Consider the following 17406-nt stretch of genomic DNA (forward strand, 5'->3'; position numbering starts at 1 on the left):
AGGCCGATCCGGGGTTCAAGATTGCAGGCTCAGATCGACGGGACACGGCCCCGACATCCATCACAACGTCAGAAATCACTCATTTAGCAGGCGGAAATTTGCAGGGCTGAAGCGCAACAATTGCCGCCGGGCCCAAACGACAGGCTCGCCGAAAATGCTGTGCACAATAGGAGGTCGAAACCTGAAGACCCGTCACCGGGACCGAAGGGGCTCAGATATAGAGCCCCTCGCGCATCAGCCGCATCAGGTCGGTGACCTTCTCGTCCGGCTTTTCCCAGAGCATCACGCGCAGTTCGACGACAAGCGCGCCACGGCCGTCTTCGGCGTTGGGAAGGCCGAGGTCGTCGATTCGGATGACCTGATCGGAGTTCGACCAGGCGGGCACCGTGACGGGCACCATGGTCCCGTCAGGTCCTTCGACCTGGGTCTCGCAGCCCAGCACGGCGTTTTCGAGTGTGATCGGCAACACGGTGCGGATATCGAACTGGTCGACCGCGAAGCGATCGGCGCGCAGCACCTTGATCGTCACGGCGACATCGCCGCGCTGCAGGCCCTGGAACTTCAGCCCCTGACCCTTGAGGCGCACGACATGGCCCTCGGTCACTCCGTTGAGCGGCACGCGCACTTCGCGCCCGTCGTTCAGGGTGATCGACACGGATTTCTGCTCGAGCAGATCGGCAATCGCGACCACGGCATCCGCAAAGATATCGGGTGCCTTTTCCGGCAGCGGCGGCGGGGCGCCGCGCAGGCGACGCACCAGCGAACTGAAGAGCTCGATCGGCGCCAGCAGGGGCGATGCCGCCGGCTTCAGGGGAATGCCCTCTTGAAGCCCTGCGGCTTCCTGCTCGCGGCGCAGGCTTTCAGCGGCTGCGGCCGCCTCCGGGCTGTCGCCGAAAATGCGTGAAGCGGTTTCCTCCGGGCCTGAAGCCGTGCCGCCGACGGTAGCGCTCGGACCCGATTTGGGGCCAGCGCTTGCACCAGCAGTCGAAGTCTTGTCGGTGCCGGTCGCAGAAGCCGTTTCTGCGGCTGCATCCTTCGCACCGGATTCGGCCTGGGCTTTGGTCTTTGCCTCGGCGGCCTGTTCCTTTGCAGCCTTCGCCTTGGCGGCCTGGGCTGCCTGGGTCGCATCCGCCTTGGCTTTCTCCGCCTCGGCGCGCGCCAGCTCCTCAAGCACGCGCTCGGCATTTATCTTGGCCTGCTTGGCTTTTTCCGCCGCCTCGCGCGCTGCCTGGCGCTGCTGCATGATCGTCTGTTCGCGTTCCAAGGCTTCCACCTTCATGCGCTGTTGATCGTACCGGCTCCGCTTGGCCGGATCCTTTAGCACTTCGTAGGCGCGGCCGATCTCGGCAAACCGGTTGTGGGCCTGCGGATCGTCACGGTTCTTGTCCGGATGTACGGATTTCGCCTTCGTGCGCCATGCTGCCTTGATCTCGTCAGAGCCGGCATCGCGTTTCACGCCAAGGATCGAATAAAAATCTCGCATCGAGGACACCAACACACCTCAGGCGGAAAAGGTCCGTTCATCGGGCCCCATCCGTAAAACTTACATGCCGCCCTGCCGAATTCATGCAGATCCGGACGCTACAGTCTGGGGAACCGTCGCATGCCATATGCTAATCGAAGGTTAGCCGAAGGCAGGCAGGCGACCTCATTCTTCCGGTTTGCTTAAGCAAGTCTTTCGAATGCGACCGAAATCGATCCGCCGTTTACGATCGGCGGTCGAAGCTCAACAGCTGCCAGTTGCCGGTGCCGGATGTGCACGTCTTGCCGGAGAAGTAGGCGATTCCTTCATAGGAATGTCGGGTTGTCGAGAAGTTGCGGCAGATGACGCCGTCACCTTTCTCTTCCTGGATGGCGGTCACGACACCGGCACTGCCGGTCGTCGCATTAGCCCAGGGAAGCGGCTTGCCCTCGGTCTTGGACAGATCCGCGGACGAAACAGCGCTTTGCACGGTGAGTTCGTCGGAGCGGCTCGTGGGGTTGCCACTCTTCACGACAGTCGATGTGGAGATCGAACTGTCGACCGTATCCGAGCCGAACAGGTCCATGCTGCTGCCGAAGCAACCGCTGAGCGGAAGTGTCGCAGTGATGATGAGCAAGATCGAGCTTCTACGCATGCACCAACCCTTTGTCCGCTCGACCGATTTTGCTATGTCTGCCAAGGGGCCTGCGATCCAGTGCTTCGTCATCGACGGCCAATATGCATATCGGGAGCATTTTACACAATATGTCAGATATCGGGTTAACAACTGGTGACTTCACCGAAGAGAGCGAACCCTTTGCGCTCTTCGCCACCTGGCTGAAGGATGCCGAGGCCTCGGAGATCAACGATCCCAATGCGGTGGCACTCGCCACCGTGGATGCGGATGGCCTGCCGAATGTCCGTATGGTGCTGCTCAAGGGTTTCGATGTCAGGGGTTTCGTTTTCTACACGAATTTCGAGAGCCAGAAGGGACAGGAAATTCTCGGCCAGAAAAAGGCAGCCATGTGTTTTCATTGGAAATCGCTGCGCCGCCAGATCCGCCTGAGGGGCGATGTCGAGGTGGTTTCCGATGAGGAGGCCGACGAATATTACCAGTCCCGGCCGCTTGGCAGCCGGATCGGAGCCTGGGCTTCGAAGCAGTCCCGGCCGCTCGAAGGCCGCTTCGCGCTGGAAAAGGCGGTCGCCGAATACACCGCGAAATATGCGCTCGGAAACGTCCCACGCCCGCCCCATTGGTCGGGTCTCCGCATCATTCCGCGCTCGATCGAGTTCTGGCACGATCGCAAGTTCCGCCTGCATGACCGCATCGAGTTCCGTCGCGACGCGGAAGGCGACGGCTGGTCCAAGGTCCGGATGTATCCCTGATCAGGGGGGATGGGCTCAGCCGCCGACAAGCTTCGAAGGCAGCCCCGACGCCAGCGCCTCGACATAGCGCGGCTTCTGATAGAGCCCGTTCAGCGAGATCCGCGGCAGAAGCTGCGGGCTCGCCATCGAGGTGGGCGTCAATGTGCCCGGCCGTGTGGTCACCGACAGCTTGAAGCCCGCCCAGTCGGCATAGCCTGCCGTCCGGACCGTTGCGCTCCGCGCATCGCCATAAGGATAAGCGAAGGTGACGGGGCGCGTGCCGGTGATGCCGGCAACATATTCGGCGCTCTCGTTATACTCCTGCAACAATGCCTCGTCGTTAAGATCGGCGAGGCCGCGATGGCTCACGGTATGCGCTCCGTAGGAGACCAGCGGGTTGCGGGTCAGGGCGGCAAGTTCCTCGCGATCCATGATGGCTTCGGAGACCAGCGCATGCGGGTTGATACCGGCAGCATTCGCCGCCGCATCGAGTTGCGCCACTCCCTTCGCTTCGTCGCCCGCCATCAGCAGGCGCGCGGCGGCGTCGAATGCGGCACACTTGGCGCTAGTCGAGCTGCAGTCGATGTCTATCCGCCCTGCCGGCAGGCAGAGAGCCACCCTTTGCCGGGCCCCGATCAGGGCCGCAAGCGTCTCCCACCACATCGTATGGCTGCGCTCCGAAAGGCCCTTGCAGACGAAGATGGTGAAAGGAACCCCGTGGCGCTCGAAGACCGGCAGAGCATGGTCGCGATTGTCGCGAAACCCGTCGTCGAGTGTGAAGACGGCAAAGGGCTGTCCGCCTTCGGGTTCGGCAAGAGCCACCGGCACCTCGTCAAGTCGGAGGAAGCGATAGCCGCGCCGGATTAGCGTCTGGATCGCTGCGTCGAGGAAGTCGGGCGTGATGTCGAGATGCCGGTTCGGCTGGAACGGTCTGGTATCGGCCGGCCGGACGTGATGCAGCGTGAAGATCACCCCGCGGCCCCGAAGGCCACCCGCCAGCCCGAGCCGCGACAACAGAAAGGACGCCTCCAGCCCCCCCGTGATTGCCACTCGCTTCAGCTTATGTTTGAACCGTCCCGCCATAACCTCTGCCTGAAATGTCATTGACTGCAATGCCAGACAGGCTATCCCCGAACCCTTAAGGCAGGTTCAACACGTCGTCTTAATATTATGGCAAATGCGGCGGCAGCTCCGCAGCCAGCCGGGTTGCCCGTCGAGCAAGCAGCATGGCAGGGATCGTCCACAGTACCGGAATGAGGAATGTCGCCGAGAAAGCGGCCCGGGAGGTCTCGCTTGTAGAGGTCTCTGCCAAGCCGAGACTGTTGCCCGCCAGGCCGGCAAAGGCCGCACCGATTGCGAAGCCCGCCGATTGCAGCGTCGGAATGAGCCCCGAAGTCTTGTCTCGCTCGGTACGCGTACTCGTTTCCATAAGCATCTGGCTCAGAAAGGCCCAGCTGGCGCCGAAAGCCGCACCGACCACGATCTGGCCCGTGACCAGAAGGAAAAGCGATCCCTGCTGAAAGCCGAGGGCAACCAGGAGCATGCCGCAGCATTGCAGGAGCGGTCCGGACTCGATTGCCCGCCGCCGCGCGCGCTCCGTCCCGACATGAGCAACGAGTACGGCGACCAGGCTCCAGCTCATCGCCATGATCGCGCCAAGCCCACCGGCCGCCAGCGGACCGAAGCCGAAGCCATGCTGCAGCCCCAAGACGAAATAGACGCTGCTGGTCGCTTGGGCGACGGGCATGAGAAGAACCAGCCAAAGACCCGCCCCGACCGTTGACGAAAGACCAAAGGCTTCCGCGGGCATCAGACCCGTTGGAAGTACCCGATCGCGGCGAACGCTTGCGACCAGAAGGGCAATGCCGAACACTACGAGCACGGCCGAGGTCTGAGGCTCGGCCATCACTCCTGAGGACAGGATCATCAGAAGGCCCACTGACAGCAGCACCAGCGGGGAGAGCGGCACCCTGGCAAACGCGGCGACTGTCTCATCACGCGGCCTTGCCGTGAACAGTGCGAGAAGAAGAAAGACGAGCCCGAACGGCAGATTGATCAGGAAGGCCGTCCTCCAGGAAAAGCTCTCCGCCAGCCAGCCGGCCGCAAACGGTCCGCCGAAGGAAGCACATGTCCACACCAGCGCTTCCACGCCAAAGACCTTGGGCACCAGACGCGACGGATAGAGGGCTGGAATGAGCGCGTAACAGATCGCGGCGACCACGCCTTCGCCGAGCCCCTGTCCGAGCCGCCCGAGCAGAACCTGCTCCATCGTCGACGCAAACGCTGCCGTCAGAGTGCCGACGAGGAAGACCAGTGTCGCCACGACCAAGGCGCGGCGGGCGCCGAAGCGTTGTTTGAACTGGGCTGCGGTCACGCCGGCGACGATTGACCCGATCAGGTAAAGTGAGACGGACCAGGCGATGAGGTGGCCGCCGCCGATCTCGGCAATCGCGCTCGGCAGCACGGTGGAAACGAAGAAGCCGTTAAAGGCAAAGAGCGCAACCCCCATGCTCAGCATCAGCGTGGTGGATAGGTGTTCGCGCGACAGAAGATCGAGCCAGCCGCCCGGCTCGCTCGGCGGCGTCTTGAACTCATCAATCATGTCCGGAATCGACGGTAGGGAAGGGCCGGCCGATTTGTCGGTCGTGCTGTCGGTCATTCGTGAACTCACTTTGCGAAATGGCATTGGATGCGATTTGACGCGATGCTACAACCTCAACAAAGGTTGAGGTAAAGCCATGCCCGAACAAAAAAACCATCTGACCGTCGGAGATGTCGCCCGCCGCAGCGGACTGGCCGTGTCCGCCATCCATTTCTACGAGCGCAAGGGTCTGATCTTCGCCGACAGGACGGGCGGCAATCAGCGCCGCTACGGCCGCGACGTGCTGCGCAGGCTCGCCTTGATCCGCGCCGCGCAAGAGGTGGGGCTTCCGCTCTCGGAAGTCGCCGCGGCGCTGTCCGCACTGCCGCAGAAGCGCACGCCGACGCCCCAAGACTGGCGTGAGATTGCCACCCGCTGGGCCGAGAGGCTCGACCAGCGCATCCGCATTCTCGAAGGCCTGCGGCACGATCTCGACGGCTGCATTGGCTGTGGCTGCCTGTCTCTCCAGCGCTGCCAGCTGGTCAATCCCGCAGACCGGCTGGGTGAAGAAGGGACTGGCGCTGTGACCTTCGCCCGCTGACGCCTTCGTGACCGTCCGTGCCAGCATTCGCGCAATCGATTAACCATCTGTTGACCATGATCGGGCGACCTTCTGTGGATCGATGGTTGCATTTGATTCCGATCGGCTGATTGTCGCCCCATTCTTGCCATAGGGCCTCAACCCGAAGACGGCGGGTCGATCGAATCGAACCAGTCGCAGTCATCATTGAAATCCGGGCGGCATTGGAGTTTTCATGAGCAAGTTGCTGATCGCGTTCTCGTTTTGCGTGGCGATCCTCTCCCTCTCGACGACAGCCCAGGCAGGAAGTGCCCAGCTTCTGCTCGATGCCCGCACCGGCGAAGTCCTCGCCTCCGAAAACGCGGACGTGCTCAATCACCCGGCATCGCTGACCAAGATGATGTCCGTCTACATGGTCTTCGACGCGATCAAGGCCGGCAAGCTCAGCTGGGATAGCCCCGTTCCCTTTTCGAAACATGCCGCCTCCCGCCCGCCGACCAAGCTCTTCGTCAAGGCAGGCGACAGCATCACCGTCCGCGAAGCCGTACTCGCCATGATCGTCCGCTCGGCCAATGACGCCTCGGCTGCGATCGGCGAGAAGATCGGCGGCAGTGAAGAGGGCTTTGCGGCCCTCATGACGCGCAAGGCCCGTTCGCTCGGCATGATGAACACCACCTTCTTCAATGCCTCCGGCCTGCCGCATCCCCGGCAGTTTACCACGGCCCGCGACATGTCGACCCTCGGTGTCGCCCTGATGCGCGACTTCCCGAAGGAATACGAACTCTTCGCCACCAAGAGCTTCAAGTTCCGCGGCAAGACGATCAACGGTCACAACAACCTCATGTATCGCTACAAGGGCATGGACGGCATCAAGACCGGCTATACCAACGCGTCAGGCTTCAATCTGGTCAGCGCAGTCGAGCATGATGGCCGCCGCGTCATCGGCGTCGTCATGGGCGGCCGCACGGCTGCCAGCCGCGACAAGATCATGGAGCGTCTGATCGACGCCAGCATCAAGAAGGCCTCGACCGGCCAACAGCTTCTCGTCTCCCGTTCGACCGGCGCGCAGATGGATCTAGCCCGCCTTGGCGACGAGGTGCCGGTTCCGGTTTCACGCCAGTCGGCGCTGGCCGCAGTGCAGGGGCTCGCCGGAGCCACAGGGACCGCGACGCCGGGCACCGCCTCGGCTTATGCGCCATCGTCACAGGCCGAAACCGCAGACCTCGTCGCGACACCGGCAAGCCGCTTTGCTGCCGTCGACCCGCAGCAGACCGCCAGCACGCCTTCGACGTCTTTCGAACGCAGGTGGCAGGTCCAGATTGCCGCCGCGACATCCGCCCAGGCAGCCATGGACTTGCTGTCCCAGGCCCGCCAGAAGGTCGGTGGCCCGCTTCAGGGGCTCGACACCTATACCGAAATGGTCACCCGCAACGGCATCACCTTCTACCGCGCCCGCTTCACCGGATTCGAGACCAAGGAAGCGGCTCGTGCGGCCTGCGATAAGCTGGTGCGCCAGCGCTACGACTGCGTCCTGATGCCCGCGCGGGGGTGAGGGGCTCGATGCAGGCTTCCGCAGCGGCTATCTAGTGGTGACTGCGAAGGCTAGCGGTCTAGATCGCGTTCACCCAAGTCTTCGTAGAGCCTTAGCAGATAACCATCCGGATCCGGCACGACGAACTGCCGGTTGCCGACCTCACGATCGCCGCGCCGGTACCACTTCTCTTCGAGCGGCAGATATAGAGACACTCCGGCCGTAGCAAGCCGCTTCAGAACGGGCGTAACCTGCGGCACCAGGATCTGAATGTTCAGGCCACGGCCGAAGGGCCGTGCGACAGGAGCGTCCTGAACCTCGAAGGTCCGCCCGATCCCAATCTGGTCGATCATCAGTTGCGCGTCTCCGAGGGTCAGAAAACTGAAGCCCTCTTCGGGCCGCTCATAGGCAACCTCGAATCCAAGAAGTTCGCAATAGAAGGCGCGGCTCGTCCGCCAGTCACTGACCGCGAGTTCGGGGACGAGCGCGTTTTCCCTCAAGCCTTCGTCCCGCCCACCGTGATCTGGTCCATCCGCAGATGCGGCTGACCAACGCCGACGGGGACCCATTGACCGGCCTTGCCACAATTGCCGATGCCGGTGTCGAGTTTGGTGTCGTTGCCGATCATGGAGATGCGTTTCATTGCATCGGGACCGTTGCCGATCAGCATGGCGCCCTTGACCGGTGCGCCGATCTTGCCGTTTTCGATCAGATAGGCCTCGGTGCAGCCGAAGACGAACTTGCCCGAGGTGATGTCGACCTGACCGCCGCCGAAGGACACGGCATAGATGCCCTTCTTCACCGAGGCGATGATCTCTTCCGGCGTCTTGTCGCCCGAGAGCATGTAGGTATTGGTCATGCGCGGCATGGGCTGGTGGGCATAACCCTGGCGACGGCCGTTGCCGGTCGCCTTCATGCCCATCAACCGGGCATTCTGCCGGTCCTGCATGTAGCCGACCAGTTTGCCGTTCTCGATCAGAACGTTGTAGGCGGACGGCGTGCCCTCGTCGTCGACGGTGATCGATCCGCGCCGGTCGTTGATCGTGCCATCGTCAACGACGGTGACGCCAGGAGCCGCCACCATCTCGCCCATCAGGCCGGCAAAGGCCGACGTCTTCTTGCGGTTGAAGTCACCTTCCAGCCCGTGGCCGACTGCCTCGTGCAGCATGACGCCCGGCCAGCCATTGCCGAGCACGATGTCCATGGTGCCGGCCGGCGCCTCCTGGGCTTCGAGATTGATCAGCGCCTGACGCAATGCGTCGTCGGCACCACGGCGCCAGCTCTCCTCGGTTAGGAACTCGTTGAAGCTCATGCGGCCGCCAGTGCCAAAGGAGCCGCTTTCCTGGCGGTCGCCCTGGCCGGTGACAACGGAAATGTTGATGCGGGTCATCGGCCGGATGTCGCGCACCCGGTGGCCGTCGGCACGCAGGATCTCGACCACCTGCCAGCTTGCGCCGACGGTTGCCGTGACCTGCCGCACCTTGGGATCCTTGTCGCGCAGATATGCATCGATCTCCGAGAGCAGCTTCACCTTCTCCTCGAAGGTCGGGGAGCCGATCGGGTTGCCGTCACCATAGAGTTTGGCATTGGTCCGCTGTGGCGCCGTCGCATACGAGCCGGAATAGCCATGGGTCACAGCACCGACGGCGTCGGCGGCACGGGAGAGGGCGGCTAGCGACAATTCACCGGAATGGGCATAACCGACCGCTTCGTCGGCCACGGCGCGCAGGCCGAACCCCTGGTCCGTGTTGAAAGAGCCACCCTTCAGGCGACCATTGTCGAAGGTCAGCGATTCCGCCTGGGCATGTTCGACGAACAACTCTCCGTCGTCGGCGCCCTTGAGAGCATCCGCAACGCGCCGCGTCAGCGTGGCTTCGTCGCAATCGAAGAGGGAGAGAAGGTCCTGGGTCATGAATGTCTCCTTGGGCGCTGGCCTTCAGCATGTAGGCGCGCAACGAAAGAGGGGCAAGCCCGCCGGACTTGCCCCTGTCTATAATGTCATCACGATCAGGCGACCGCGCCCTTACGGCAGTGTGTCATAGCCTTCGCCGAAGCCGGCAAGCTCGATCGGAATGCCGACGCGGTCCTGGTCTGCCGATTCGCGAAGCGCAAAGACGGCTGCCTTGCCGGCCCGCAGGATCTTCATCAGCTCTTCGTCGATCTCGACTTCGACATAGCAGCCTTCTGAGAAACAGCGGGTGAAATAGGCCCGACCGATATTGTTGCCGTCGACGAAGAGCTCCATGCCGTCCTTCAGGAGAACGCCGAGCGGTGCGAGAATGCGCAGGATGCGGGCCTTGCGATCAGCGGTCTTCAGCACGACGACGGAAAGGCCGACTTCCGGCCTGTCTTCCGCAATAACGTTCTGCATCAGCGCACATTGTTCTTCCGAAGCGCCGGCCGGCTTGTCGCAGATGACAGACCAGGCGCCGTGGTTGGAGCGGATCGAGCCCGGCTGTTGTTGCGGTTGCTGGCTCAGCGCCGGAGTGGCGAGTGCGGCCATCAGCACGGCGCTCGCGGTCAGGCTCGACCAGGCAAGTCTAGGCAGACCCATGAAAACCTCTGGAAAACGAATCATTGACGACATTCTTGTCGCGAGGGTCCGCAAATGGAAGCCCCGACCCCTGTTTTAAGGTCGAGTGCGGCATAATTGGGACTGCGTTTTTGGATGTAGAAGCGCAATCTTGCGCCTCATGGTGCCCCAACTGGTTAAAGCCTGTGTATCGCGGTCGCATGTATTTGATGAAGCGCAAAAATGCCGCACCGCCTTTCGCGCGGGCGTATTGCGATTGCGGCCAATCTGTGATTTGAAACGGCGACACTAGCATGATTTTTGCGCTATGGTTTGATGTGGATCAAGCGCTTGTGGGAGACCAAACCGTGATGAAGAGAACCTATGCAGCCTTGGCCGCCTTGGCCTGTCTGCTTTTCGCTTCTGTAGGCTTCGCCGATCAGCCGAAGCCCTGGCAGATGGGTATGCAGGAACCAGCCACCTCCATCATGGAGTTCAACAGCTGGTTCGAGCAGTACACACTGTGGTTCATCGTTCCGATCACCATCTTTGTTCTGATTCTCCTGATCGTCGTTGTCGTGAAGTTCCGCGCCGCCGCCAATCCGGTGCCGTCGAAGACGAGCCACAATACGACGATCGAGATCGTCTGGACGGTTGCTCCGGTTCTCATTCTCTTCGCGATTGCGATCCCGTCCTTCAACCTGCTGACCTACCAGCTGAAGATGCCGGAAAACCCCGACATCACCATCAAGGCGACCGCCACCCAATGGCTCTGGTCCTACGAATATGAGGGCGAGCAGGCCGTCTCCTTCGACAGCTACATGCTGAAGGAAACCGACCGCGCCGACGCCGGCAAGGAAGATGTCGCACGTTATCCGCGCCTTCTGGCCGTCGACAACGAAGTCGTCGTTCCCGTCGGCAAGACGGTTCGTCTGCTGGTCACGGCCGCCCCCACCGACGTTATCCACGCTTTCGCAATGCCGGCCTTCGGCATCAAGATCGACGCCATCCCGGGCCGCCTGAACGAAACCTGGTTCCGCGCCGACCGTGAAGGTCTCTACTACGGCCAGTGTTCGGAGCTGTGTGGCAAGGACCATGCCTACATGCCGATCGCCATCCGCGTCGTCACCGACGAGCAGTATGCGACCTGGCTTGAGGCTGCGACCTCGGATCTGTCGGGCGCCAACCGCGCTCTCATGGCTGCTGTCGACGGCGCTCCCGCCGTCCAGACTGCCGAAAACACAACGAACTGAGAGGAGTGAGGTCAATGGCTGGCTCTGTTGCCCACGACGAACACGCACATCACGACCATAAGCCGGGCTTCTTCGCTCGCTGGTTTCTGTCCACCAACCACAAGGACATTGGTACCCTCTACCTGATCTTCGCGATCGTCGCGGGTATCATCGGTGCCGCCCTCTCGGTTGCCATGCGTATGGAGCTCCAGGACCCTGGCATCCAGATCTTCCACGGTCTGGCCCAGATGGTCTATGGCTTCGAAGGTGATGCTGCCATCGACGGCGGCAAGCACATGTATAACGTCTTCACGACGGCGCACGCCCTGATCATGATCTTCTTCATGGTCATGCCGGCGCTGATCGGCGGCTTCGCCAACTGGATGATCCCGATCATGATCGGCGCTCCTGACATGGCCTTCCCGCGCCTCAACAACATCTCGTTCTGGCTGATCGTCCCGGCCTTCCTGCTGCTCGTCCTCTCGATGTTCGTCGAAGGTCCGGCAGGCGCCTATGGCGTCGGTGGCGGCTGGACGCTCTATCCGCCGCTGGCGACCTCTGGACAGCCTGGACCTGCGGTTGACCTCGCGATCTTCGCGCTTCACGTCTCCGGTGCGTCCTCGATCCTCGGTGCAATCAACTTCATCACCACGATCCTGAACATGCGCGCTCCGGGCATGACGCTGCACAAGATGCCGCTCTTTGCATGGGCCGTTCTGGTCACCGCCTTCCTGCTGCTGCTGTCGCTCCCGGTTCTCGCCGGCGGCATCACCATGCTGCTGACCGACCGCAACTTCGGCACGGCCTTCTTCTCGCCTGAAGGCGGTGGTGACCCGGTTCTCTACCAGCACCTGTTCTGGTTCTTCGGTCACCCGGAAGTCTACATCCTGATCCTGCCCGGTTTCGGCATTGTCAGCCACATCATCTCGACCTTCTCGAAGAAGCCGGTCTTCGGTTACCTCGGCATGGCCTATGCCATGGTTGGCATCGGTGCCGTCGGCTTCGTCGTGTGGGCTCACCACATGTACACGGTCGGCCTGTCGCTCCAGGCGCAGCGCTACTTCCTCTTCGCAACCATGGTCATCGCGGTGCCGACCGGCATCAAGATCTTCTCGTGGATTGCAACGATGTGGGGCGGTTCGCTGACCTTCAAGACCCCGATGGTCTGGTCGATCGGCTTCATCTTCCTGTTCACCGTCGGTGGCGTCACGGGCGTCCAGCTCGCCAATGCCGGCCTCGACCGTTCGCTGCATGACACCTACTACGTCGTGGCCCACTTCCACTACGTTCTGTCGCTCGGCGCCGTCTTCGCGATCTTCGCCGGCTGGTACTACTGGTTCCCGAAGATCACCGGCTACATGTACAACGAGTTCGTTGGCCACCTTCACTTCTGGGTCATGTTCATCGGCGTGAACCTGGTGTTCTTCCCGCAGCACTTCCTCGGCCTTGCCGGCATGCCGCGCCGCTACATCGACTATCCGGATGCCTATGCCGGCTGGAACTATGTCTCTTCCATCGGCTCCTACATCTCGGCCTTTGCGGTTCTCGTCTTCCTCTACGGCGTCTTCGAAGCCTTCGCCAAGAAGCGCGTCGCTGGCGACAACCCCTGGGGTGAAGGTGCGACCACGCTGGAATGGCAGCTGTCTTCGCCGCCGCCGTACCACCAGTGGGAACAGCTGCCGAAGATCAAGTAGGCAGCGCCTAACCTGCGAAACGCTAACGGGCGTCGCGATCTTCGGGATCGCGGCGCCCGCAAAGCCAAACGAAAGACGGAATTCGAAAGCATGACGGTCATCGACAATCGCGACGTATTCGGCATCGAAGGCGAGGTTCGCCTGTCCGAAGCGAACCCGCGCGATTTCTTCGCGCTCCTGAAGCCGCGGGTCATGTCGCTCGTCGTCTTCACGGCGCTTGCCGGCCTGGTTCTTGCGCCCGGCGAAATCAATCCGATCATCGGCTTCATCGCGATCCTCTGCATCGCAGTTGGCGCCGGCGCATCCGGCGCGCTGAACATGTGGTACGATGCCGACATCGACGCCATCATGAGCCGCACGGCGACCCGTCCGGTACCGGCCGGTCGCGTCACGCCGGAAGAGGCGCTCGCCTTCGGCCTCGTGCTTTCGGTGTTTTCGGTCGGCGTGCTTGGCCTCGCCGTGAACTGGTTTGCCGCCGGTCTGCTCGCCTTCACCATCTTCTTCTACGCCGTCGTCTATACGATGTGGCTGAAGCGCTCGACCTCGCAGAACATCGTCATCGGCGGTGCGGCAGGCGCTTTTCCGCCCATGGTCGGCTGGGCCTGCGTGACGGGTGGTGTGTCGCTCGACAGCTTCATCCTCTTCATGATCATCTTCCTTTGGACGCCGGCGCATTTCTGGGCGCTCGCGCTGTTCAAGATGAAGGATTACGGTGATGTCGGCGTGCCTATGATGCCGAACGTCGCAGGCATCCCGTCGACCAAGCGTCAGATCGCGGTATACGCCGTGCTGACGGCCATCACCGGCGTGCTGCCGACCTTCACCGGCCTGTCTTCGATCGGTTACGGCATTGTAGCAGCCCTTCTTGGCGCAATCTTCGTGCACTGTTCCATCGCCGTCTGGCGCATGGCCGACGGCGACGAAAAGATGGTGCCGGCCAAGAAGCTGTTCGCCTATTCGATCTTCTATCTCTTCGCTATCTTCTCGGCCCTGATGATCGACTTCTACGTCGCGCCCTTTGCGGCAAGCCTCGGAGGTGCCGCCTGATGGAGACCGTGCAACTGAATGACAAGCAGAAGAAGTCCCGTCGCGGCCGCAACATCGCGCTTGGCGTGGTGCTCGCAGCTCTGGTGGTGATCTTCTACGTCGTAACCATCATCAAGATCGGCAACGTGGGTTAAAGGGGCTTCGCACCGTGACTGTATCGAACGAGAACATCAAGGTTTCGAACCGCCGCAATGTTGGCGTAGCGACCGCCTGTGTCGTCTTCGTCGGTGGCATGGTGGGTATGGCCTATGCGGCCGTTCCGCTCTATCAGCTGTTCTGCCAGGTGACCGGCTATGGCGGCACGACCCAGCGGGTGGAGCAGGTCTCGGACGTTGTCCTGGATCGTACGATCAACGTGACCTTCGACGCCAATGCAGCGTCCGGTCTGAACTGGGATTTCAAGGCGGTCGACAAGAAGGTGACGCCGAAGATCGGCGAGACCGTTCAGATCACCTATACCGCGACGAACAATTCGCCCCATCCGGTCACGGGTGAGGCAGTCTTCAACGTCACCCCCGGCGAAGCCGGAGCCTACTTCAATAAAGTCCAGTGCTTCTGCTTCACTGAAACCACGTTGCAGCCGGGCGAGACACTGGAAATGCCGGTCGTCTTCTTCGTCGACCCCGCCATCGTCGAGGCGGATGAGACAAAGGGCATCGGAACGATTACCCTGTCCTACACCTTCTATCCGCGCGCAGATCAGGCGCCGGTGGCCGCACTCGCGGTCGAGGAAGACAAAGGACAGCCGAAACTGTGAGAGGGCTCCGGCTCGCCGGAACTCGTAATGAAATTGACATTCGGGGATTGCTGAAATGGCCGAAGCGCACCAGAAGAACCACGACTACCACATCATCGATCCGAGCCCCTGGCCGCTTCTGGCCTCGATCGGCGCCTTCGTCCTCACCTTCGGTGGCGTCGGCTACATGCGCTACCTCAACGGCGGTTCGCTGAACCTGTTCGGCGTGGATTGGGCCAACCCTTGGCTCTTCTACATCGGCCTTGCGATCGTGCTTTTCACCATGTTCGCCTGGTGGGCAGACACCATCAAGGAAGCCCACGAAGGTCATCACACCCGCGTCGTGTCGCTGCACCTGCGCTATGGCATGATCATGTTCATCGCTTCTGAAGTGATGTTCTTCGTTGCCTGGTTCTGGGCCTTCTTCGATGCCAGCCTCTTCGCCAACGAAGCGATCCAGACGAGCCGCGTCGAGTTCACCGGTGGCCAGTGGCCGCCCGTTGGCATCGAGGTTGTCGATCCCTGGCACCTGCCGCTCTACAACACCGTCATCCTGCTGCTCTCGGGCACCTGTGTGACCTGGGCCCACCATGCCATGCTGCACAACGACCGCAAGGGCCTCGTCTACGGCTTGCTCTTGACCGTGCTGCTCGGCGTCCTGTTCTCCTTCGTGCAGGCCTATGAATACGCAGTCTCGCCCTTCGACTTCAAGAACTCGATCTATGGCGCGACCTTCTTCATGGCGACGGGCTTCCACGGTTTCCACGTTCTGGTCGGTACGATCTTCCTGATCGTCTGCCTGTTCCGTGCGCTTGCCGGCCACTTTACCCCGCAGCAGCACTTCGGCTTCGAAGCCGCCGCCTGGTACTGGCACTTCGTCGACGTGGTCTGGCTGTTCCTCTTCTTCGCCATCTACATCTGGGGCGACTGGGGTGCACCGCTCGCCCATTGATCCGGGTGACGAAAGTTTCAGAAGGGCGGCGAAAGCCGCCCTTCGTGTTTTCGGCCCGTGCGACGATCCGGCACTCGTCGGGAACCACTGCTTGCTCTAAGGGTTGGCCGGGGACACGTAGCAGCATCAAGGAGAGGTTCAGTGACCGAAGACAGCGCAAAATTCCCGCCGGTGGATCCGGTCAAGGCGGCCCTGACCGCGTCGTGCCCCCGCTGCGGCAATGGCAAGCTCTTCGACGGCTTCAGTAAACCGAGGGCACGCTGCAATTCCTGCGGCCTCGATCTCTCCTGGGTCGACGCCGGCGATGGTCCGGCAATCTTCGTCATCCTGCTTGCCGACTTGCTCGTCGTTGGCTTCGCGGTCTGGGTGGAACTCACCTATCAGCCCTCGATGTGGCTGCACATCCTCGTTTTTGCTCCGCTCGGTGTGGCGCTGACTCTCTGGCTCATGCGTTTCCTGAAGGCATTGCTGATCGCCCTGCAATACAAGCACAATGCCTCCCAAGGGGTGATCGATCGTGGCTGAGACACGGATGAACGAGGCAAATCGCGAGGGTCGCCGCACCTGGCGTTTCTGGCTTGCCCTGGTTCTGGTGCCGGCAGCGCTCGCCATCCTGCTGTCGCTCGGCACCTGGCAGGTCAACCGGCTGCACTGGAAGGAAAGTCTGCTCGCGGACATCCAGGAACGCAGCACGGCCGCCCCCGTGGATGTTGCCACGTTGGAGCGCCTGCTCTCGACCGGCGAACCTGTCGACTATCGTCACGCCACCGCCGGCGGCCGCTACCTGCATGACAAGGAGCGCCATTTCCTGGCGACCTTCCAGGGCCAGTCAGGCTTTTACATCTACACCCCGCTCGAACTCGCGGACGGCCGCTATCTCCTCGTCAACCGCGGCTTCGTTCCCTATGACCGCAAGGAGTCCGCCGGACGTGCCGAAGGACAGATCGAAGGTGCGCAGACGGTCACCGGCCTTGCCCGGGCGGAGTTGACGGAAAAGCCCTCTTCGCTTGTTCCCGACAATGACGAGCAGGCGAACATCTTCTACTGGAAGGATCTAAGCCGCATGGCCGCTTCCGTGGATCTGCCGGCCGATCGCGTTCTGCCCTTCTTCCTCGATGCCGATTCGACCCCGGTCGCCGGTGGTCTGCCCCGGGGCGGCGTGACGCAGATCGACCTGCCCAACAATCACATGCAATATGTCATCACCTGGTACGGTCTGGCAGTTGCCCTCGTGGCCGTCGCGGTCGCAGGTCTGTTCAGGCGCAAAACCCGATAGTCCGAAGAGAGCTTTTCGGCTAAACACGCAAGGCCGTGCGGTCCCGATCGATCGCCGCCAAGGGGTACATGCATGTCCTATCTCGCTTCGACACTGGTCGCGCTCGTCGCGCTTGAACACATCTATATTCTGATCCTCGAGATGTTTCTCTGGACCACGCCGACCGGCCGCCGTGCCTTCGGCATGAAACCCGAACAGGCCGAAGCGACCAAGGTCATGGCGGCCAACCAGGGCCTCTATAACGGCTTCCTCGCCGCAGGCCTGATCTGGGGCCTGCTGCACCCGGATGTCGCCTTCGGTTTTCAAATTCAGTTGTTTTTCCTTGGCTGTGTACTGGTCGCGGGCCTATATGGGGGAGCAACGGCCTCGCGGAAGATCTTTGTCATTCAGGCTCTTCCGGCGGCACTCGCCATTATCGCTGTCCTGATTGCCGGTTGA

At 61.8% G+C, this 17406-nt stretch carries 19 protein-coding genes; 12 read left to right on the forward strand and 7 right to left on the reverse strand.

Annotated features, from left to right (window positions below):
- Positions 1 to 211 precede the first annotated feature (211 nt).
- Positions 212 to 1483 (reverse strand): DnaJ domain-containing protein, encoded by a 1272-nt coding sequence (locus tag IP85_RS06960; RefSeq protein WP_054148992.1) that lies wholly within the window; start codon positions 1481 to 1483, stop codon positions 212 to 214.
- Positions 1484 to 1706: 223 nt separating this feature from the next.
- On the reverse strand, positions 1707 to 2117 hold the full coding sequence (locus IP85_RS06965) for an RT0821/Lpp0805 family surface protein (protein ID WP_054148935.1): 411 nt from the start codon (positions 2115 to 2117) through the stop codon (positions 1707 to 1709).
- Between the two features lie 110 nt (positions 2118 to 2227).
- Here IP85_RS06965 and pdxH point away from each other — a divergent pair, with 110 nt between their 5' ends.
- A complete protein-coding gene (gene pdxH / locus IP85_RS06970; RefSeq protein ID WP_054148936.1) occupies positions 2228 to 2848 on the forward strand; it encodes a pyridoxamine 5'-phosphate oxidase in 621 nt (206 codons plus the stop codon).
- A gap of 15 nt (positions 2849 to 2863) precedes the next feature.
- Here the strand turns inward: pdxH and IP85_RS06975 are convergent, their stop codons facing one another.
- Entirely contained in the window at positions 2864 to 3910 is a 1047-nt protein-coding gene (locus IP85_RS06975) for a polysaccharide deacetylase family protein (protein WP_054148937.1), read from the reverse strand.
- A gap of 85 nt (positions 3911 to 3995) precedes the next feature.
- A complete protein-coding gene (locus IP85_RS06980) occupies positions 3996 to 5486 on the reverse strand; it encodes an MFS transporter (RefSeq protein ID WP_054148938.1) in 1491 nt (496 codons plus the stop codon).
- A gap of 79 nt (positions 5487 to 5565) precedes the next feature.
- Here IP85_RS06980 and soxR point away from each other — a divergent pair, with 79 nt between their 5' ends.
- Together soxR and IP85_RS06990 are read left to right on the forward strand one after the other, a co-directional pair.
- Entirely contained in the window at positions 5566 to 6009 is a 444-nt protein-coding gene (gene soxR / locus IP85_RS06985) for a redox-sensitive transcriptional activator SoxR (RefSeq protein ID WP_054148939.1), read from the forward strand.
- A gap of 214 nt (positions 6010 to 6223) precedes the next feature.
- The gene (locus IP85_RS06990; protein ID WP_054148940.1) at positions 6224 to 7540 is read left to right on the forward strand and encodes a D-alanyl-D-alanine carboxypeptidase; all 1317 of its coding nucleotides are present in this window, start codon (positions 6224 to 6226) and stop codon (positions 7538 to 7540) included.
- A 50-nt stretch (positions 7541 to 7590) separates the two neighbouring features.
- Here IP85_RS06990 and IP85_RS06995 read toward each other — a convergent pair whose 3' ends face one another.
- The 3 genes from IP85_RS06995 to IP85_RS07005 all read right to left on the reverse strand — a co-directional run bounded on the left by IP85_RS06995 (position 7591) and on the right by IP85_RS07005 (position 10073).
- Positions 7591 to 8019, reverse strand: coding sequence for a VOC family protein (locus IP85_RS06995; RefSeq protein ID WP_054148941.1), 429 nt, complete (start codon positions 8017 to 8019; stop codon positions 7591 to 7593).
- A complete protein-coding gene (gene tldD, locus IP85_RS07000) occupies positions 8016 to 9431 on the reverse strand; it encodes a metalloprotease TldD (protein WP_054148942.1) in 1416 nt (471 codons plus the stop codon). The genes IP85_RS06995 and tldD overlap by 4 nt, the downstream gene beginning before the upstream one ends.
- Positions 9432 to 9542: 111 nt before the next feature.
- The gene (locus IP85_RS07005) at positions 9543 to 10073 is read right to left on the reverse strand and encodes an invasion associated locus B family protein (protein ID WP_040300248.1); all 531 of its coding nucleotides are present in this window, start codon (positions 10071 to 10073) and stop codon (positions 9543 to 9545) included.
- Positions 10074 to 10399: 326 nt separating this feature from the next.
- Here IP85_RS07005 and coxB point away from each other — a divergent pair, with 326 nt between their 5' ends.
- The 9 genes from coxB to IP85_RS07050 all read left to right on the forward strand — a co-directional run bounded on the left by coxB (position 10400) and on the right by IP85_RS07050 (position 17406).
- Positions 10400 to 11284, forward strand: a complete 885-nt coding sequence (gene coxB, locus IP85_RS07010; RefSeq protein ID WP_150127435.1) for a cytochrome c oxidase subunit II — start codon at positions 10400 to 10402, stop codon at positions 11282 to 11284.
- A gap of 14 nt (positions 11285 to 11298) precedes the next feature.
- Positions 11299 to 12957 carry a cytochrome c oxidase subunit I gene (ctaD, locus tag IP85_RS07015; RefSeq protein ID WP_054148944.1) on the forward strand — a complete coding sequence of 553 codons (1659 nt, stop codon included), beginning with the start codon at positions 11299 to 11301 and terminating at the stop codon, positions 12955 to 12957.
- A 90-nt stretch (positions 12958 to 13047) separates the two neighbouring features.
- Entirely contained in the window at positions 13048 to 14004 is a 957-nt protein-coding gene (locus IP85_RS07020) for a heme o synthase (RefSeq protein WP_054148945.1), read from the forward strand.
- On the forward strand, positions 14004 to 14138 hold the full coding sequence (locus tag IP85_RS22630; protein WP_054148946.1) for a hypothetical protein: 135 nt from the start codon (positions 14004 to 14006) through the stop codon (positions 14136 to 14138). The genes IP85_RS07020 and IP85_RS22630 overlap by 1 nt, the downstream gene beginning before the upstream one ends.
- Before the next feature lie 35 nt (positions 14139 to 14173).
- Positions 14174 to 14761, forward strand: a complete 588-nt coding sequence (locus IP85_RS07030; protein WP_236759361.1) for a cytochrome c oxidase assembly protein — start codon at positions 14174 to 14176, stop codon at positions 14759 to 14761.
- Between the two features lie 55 nt (positions 14762 to 14816).
- The gene (locus IP85_RS07035; RefSeq protein WP_054148948.1) at positions 14817 to 15692 is read left to right on the forward strand and encodes a cytochrome c oxidase subunit 3; all 876 of its coding nucleotides are present in this window, start codon (positions 14817 to 14819) and stop codon (positions 15690 to 15692) included.
- Between the two features lie 141 nt (positions 15693 to 15833).
- Positions 15834 to 16217, forward strand: a complete 384-nt coding sequence (locus tag IP85_RS07040; protein WP_054148949.1) for a DUF983 domain-containing protein — start codon at positions 15834 to 15836, stop codon at positions 16215 to 16217.
- Between the two features lie 7 nt (positions 16218 to 16224).
- Positions 16225 to 16968, forward strand: a complete 744-nt coding sequence (locus tag IP85_RS07045) for an SURF1 family protein (protein ID WP_054148950.1) — start codon at positions 16225 to 16227, stop codon at positions 16966 to 16968.
- Between the two features lie 72 nt (positions 16969 to 17040).
- Positions 17041 to 17406 carry a DUF1304 domain-containing protein gene (locus tag IP85_RS07050; protein ID WP_054148951.1) on the forward strand — a complete coding sequence of 122 codons (366 nt, stop codon included), beginning with the start codon at positions 17041 to 17043 and terminating at the stop codon, positions 17404 to 17406.

The sequence above is a fragment of the Rhizobium sp. AAP116 genome, from assembly GCF_001295785.1.
Classification (GTDB): Bacteria; Pseudomonadota; Alphaproteobacteria; order Rhizobiales; family Rhizobiaceae; genus Allorhizobium.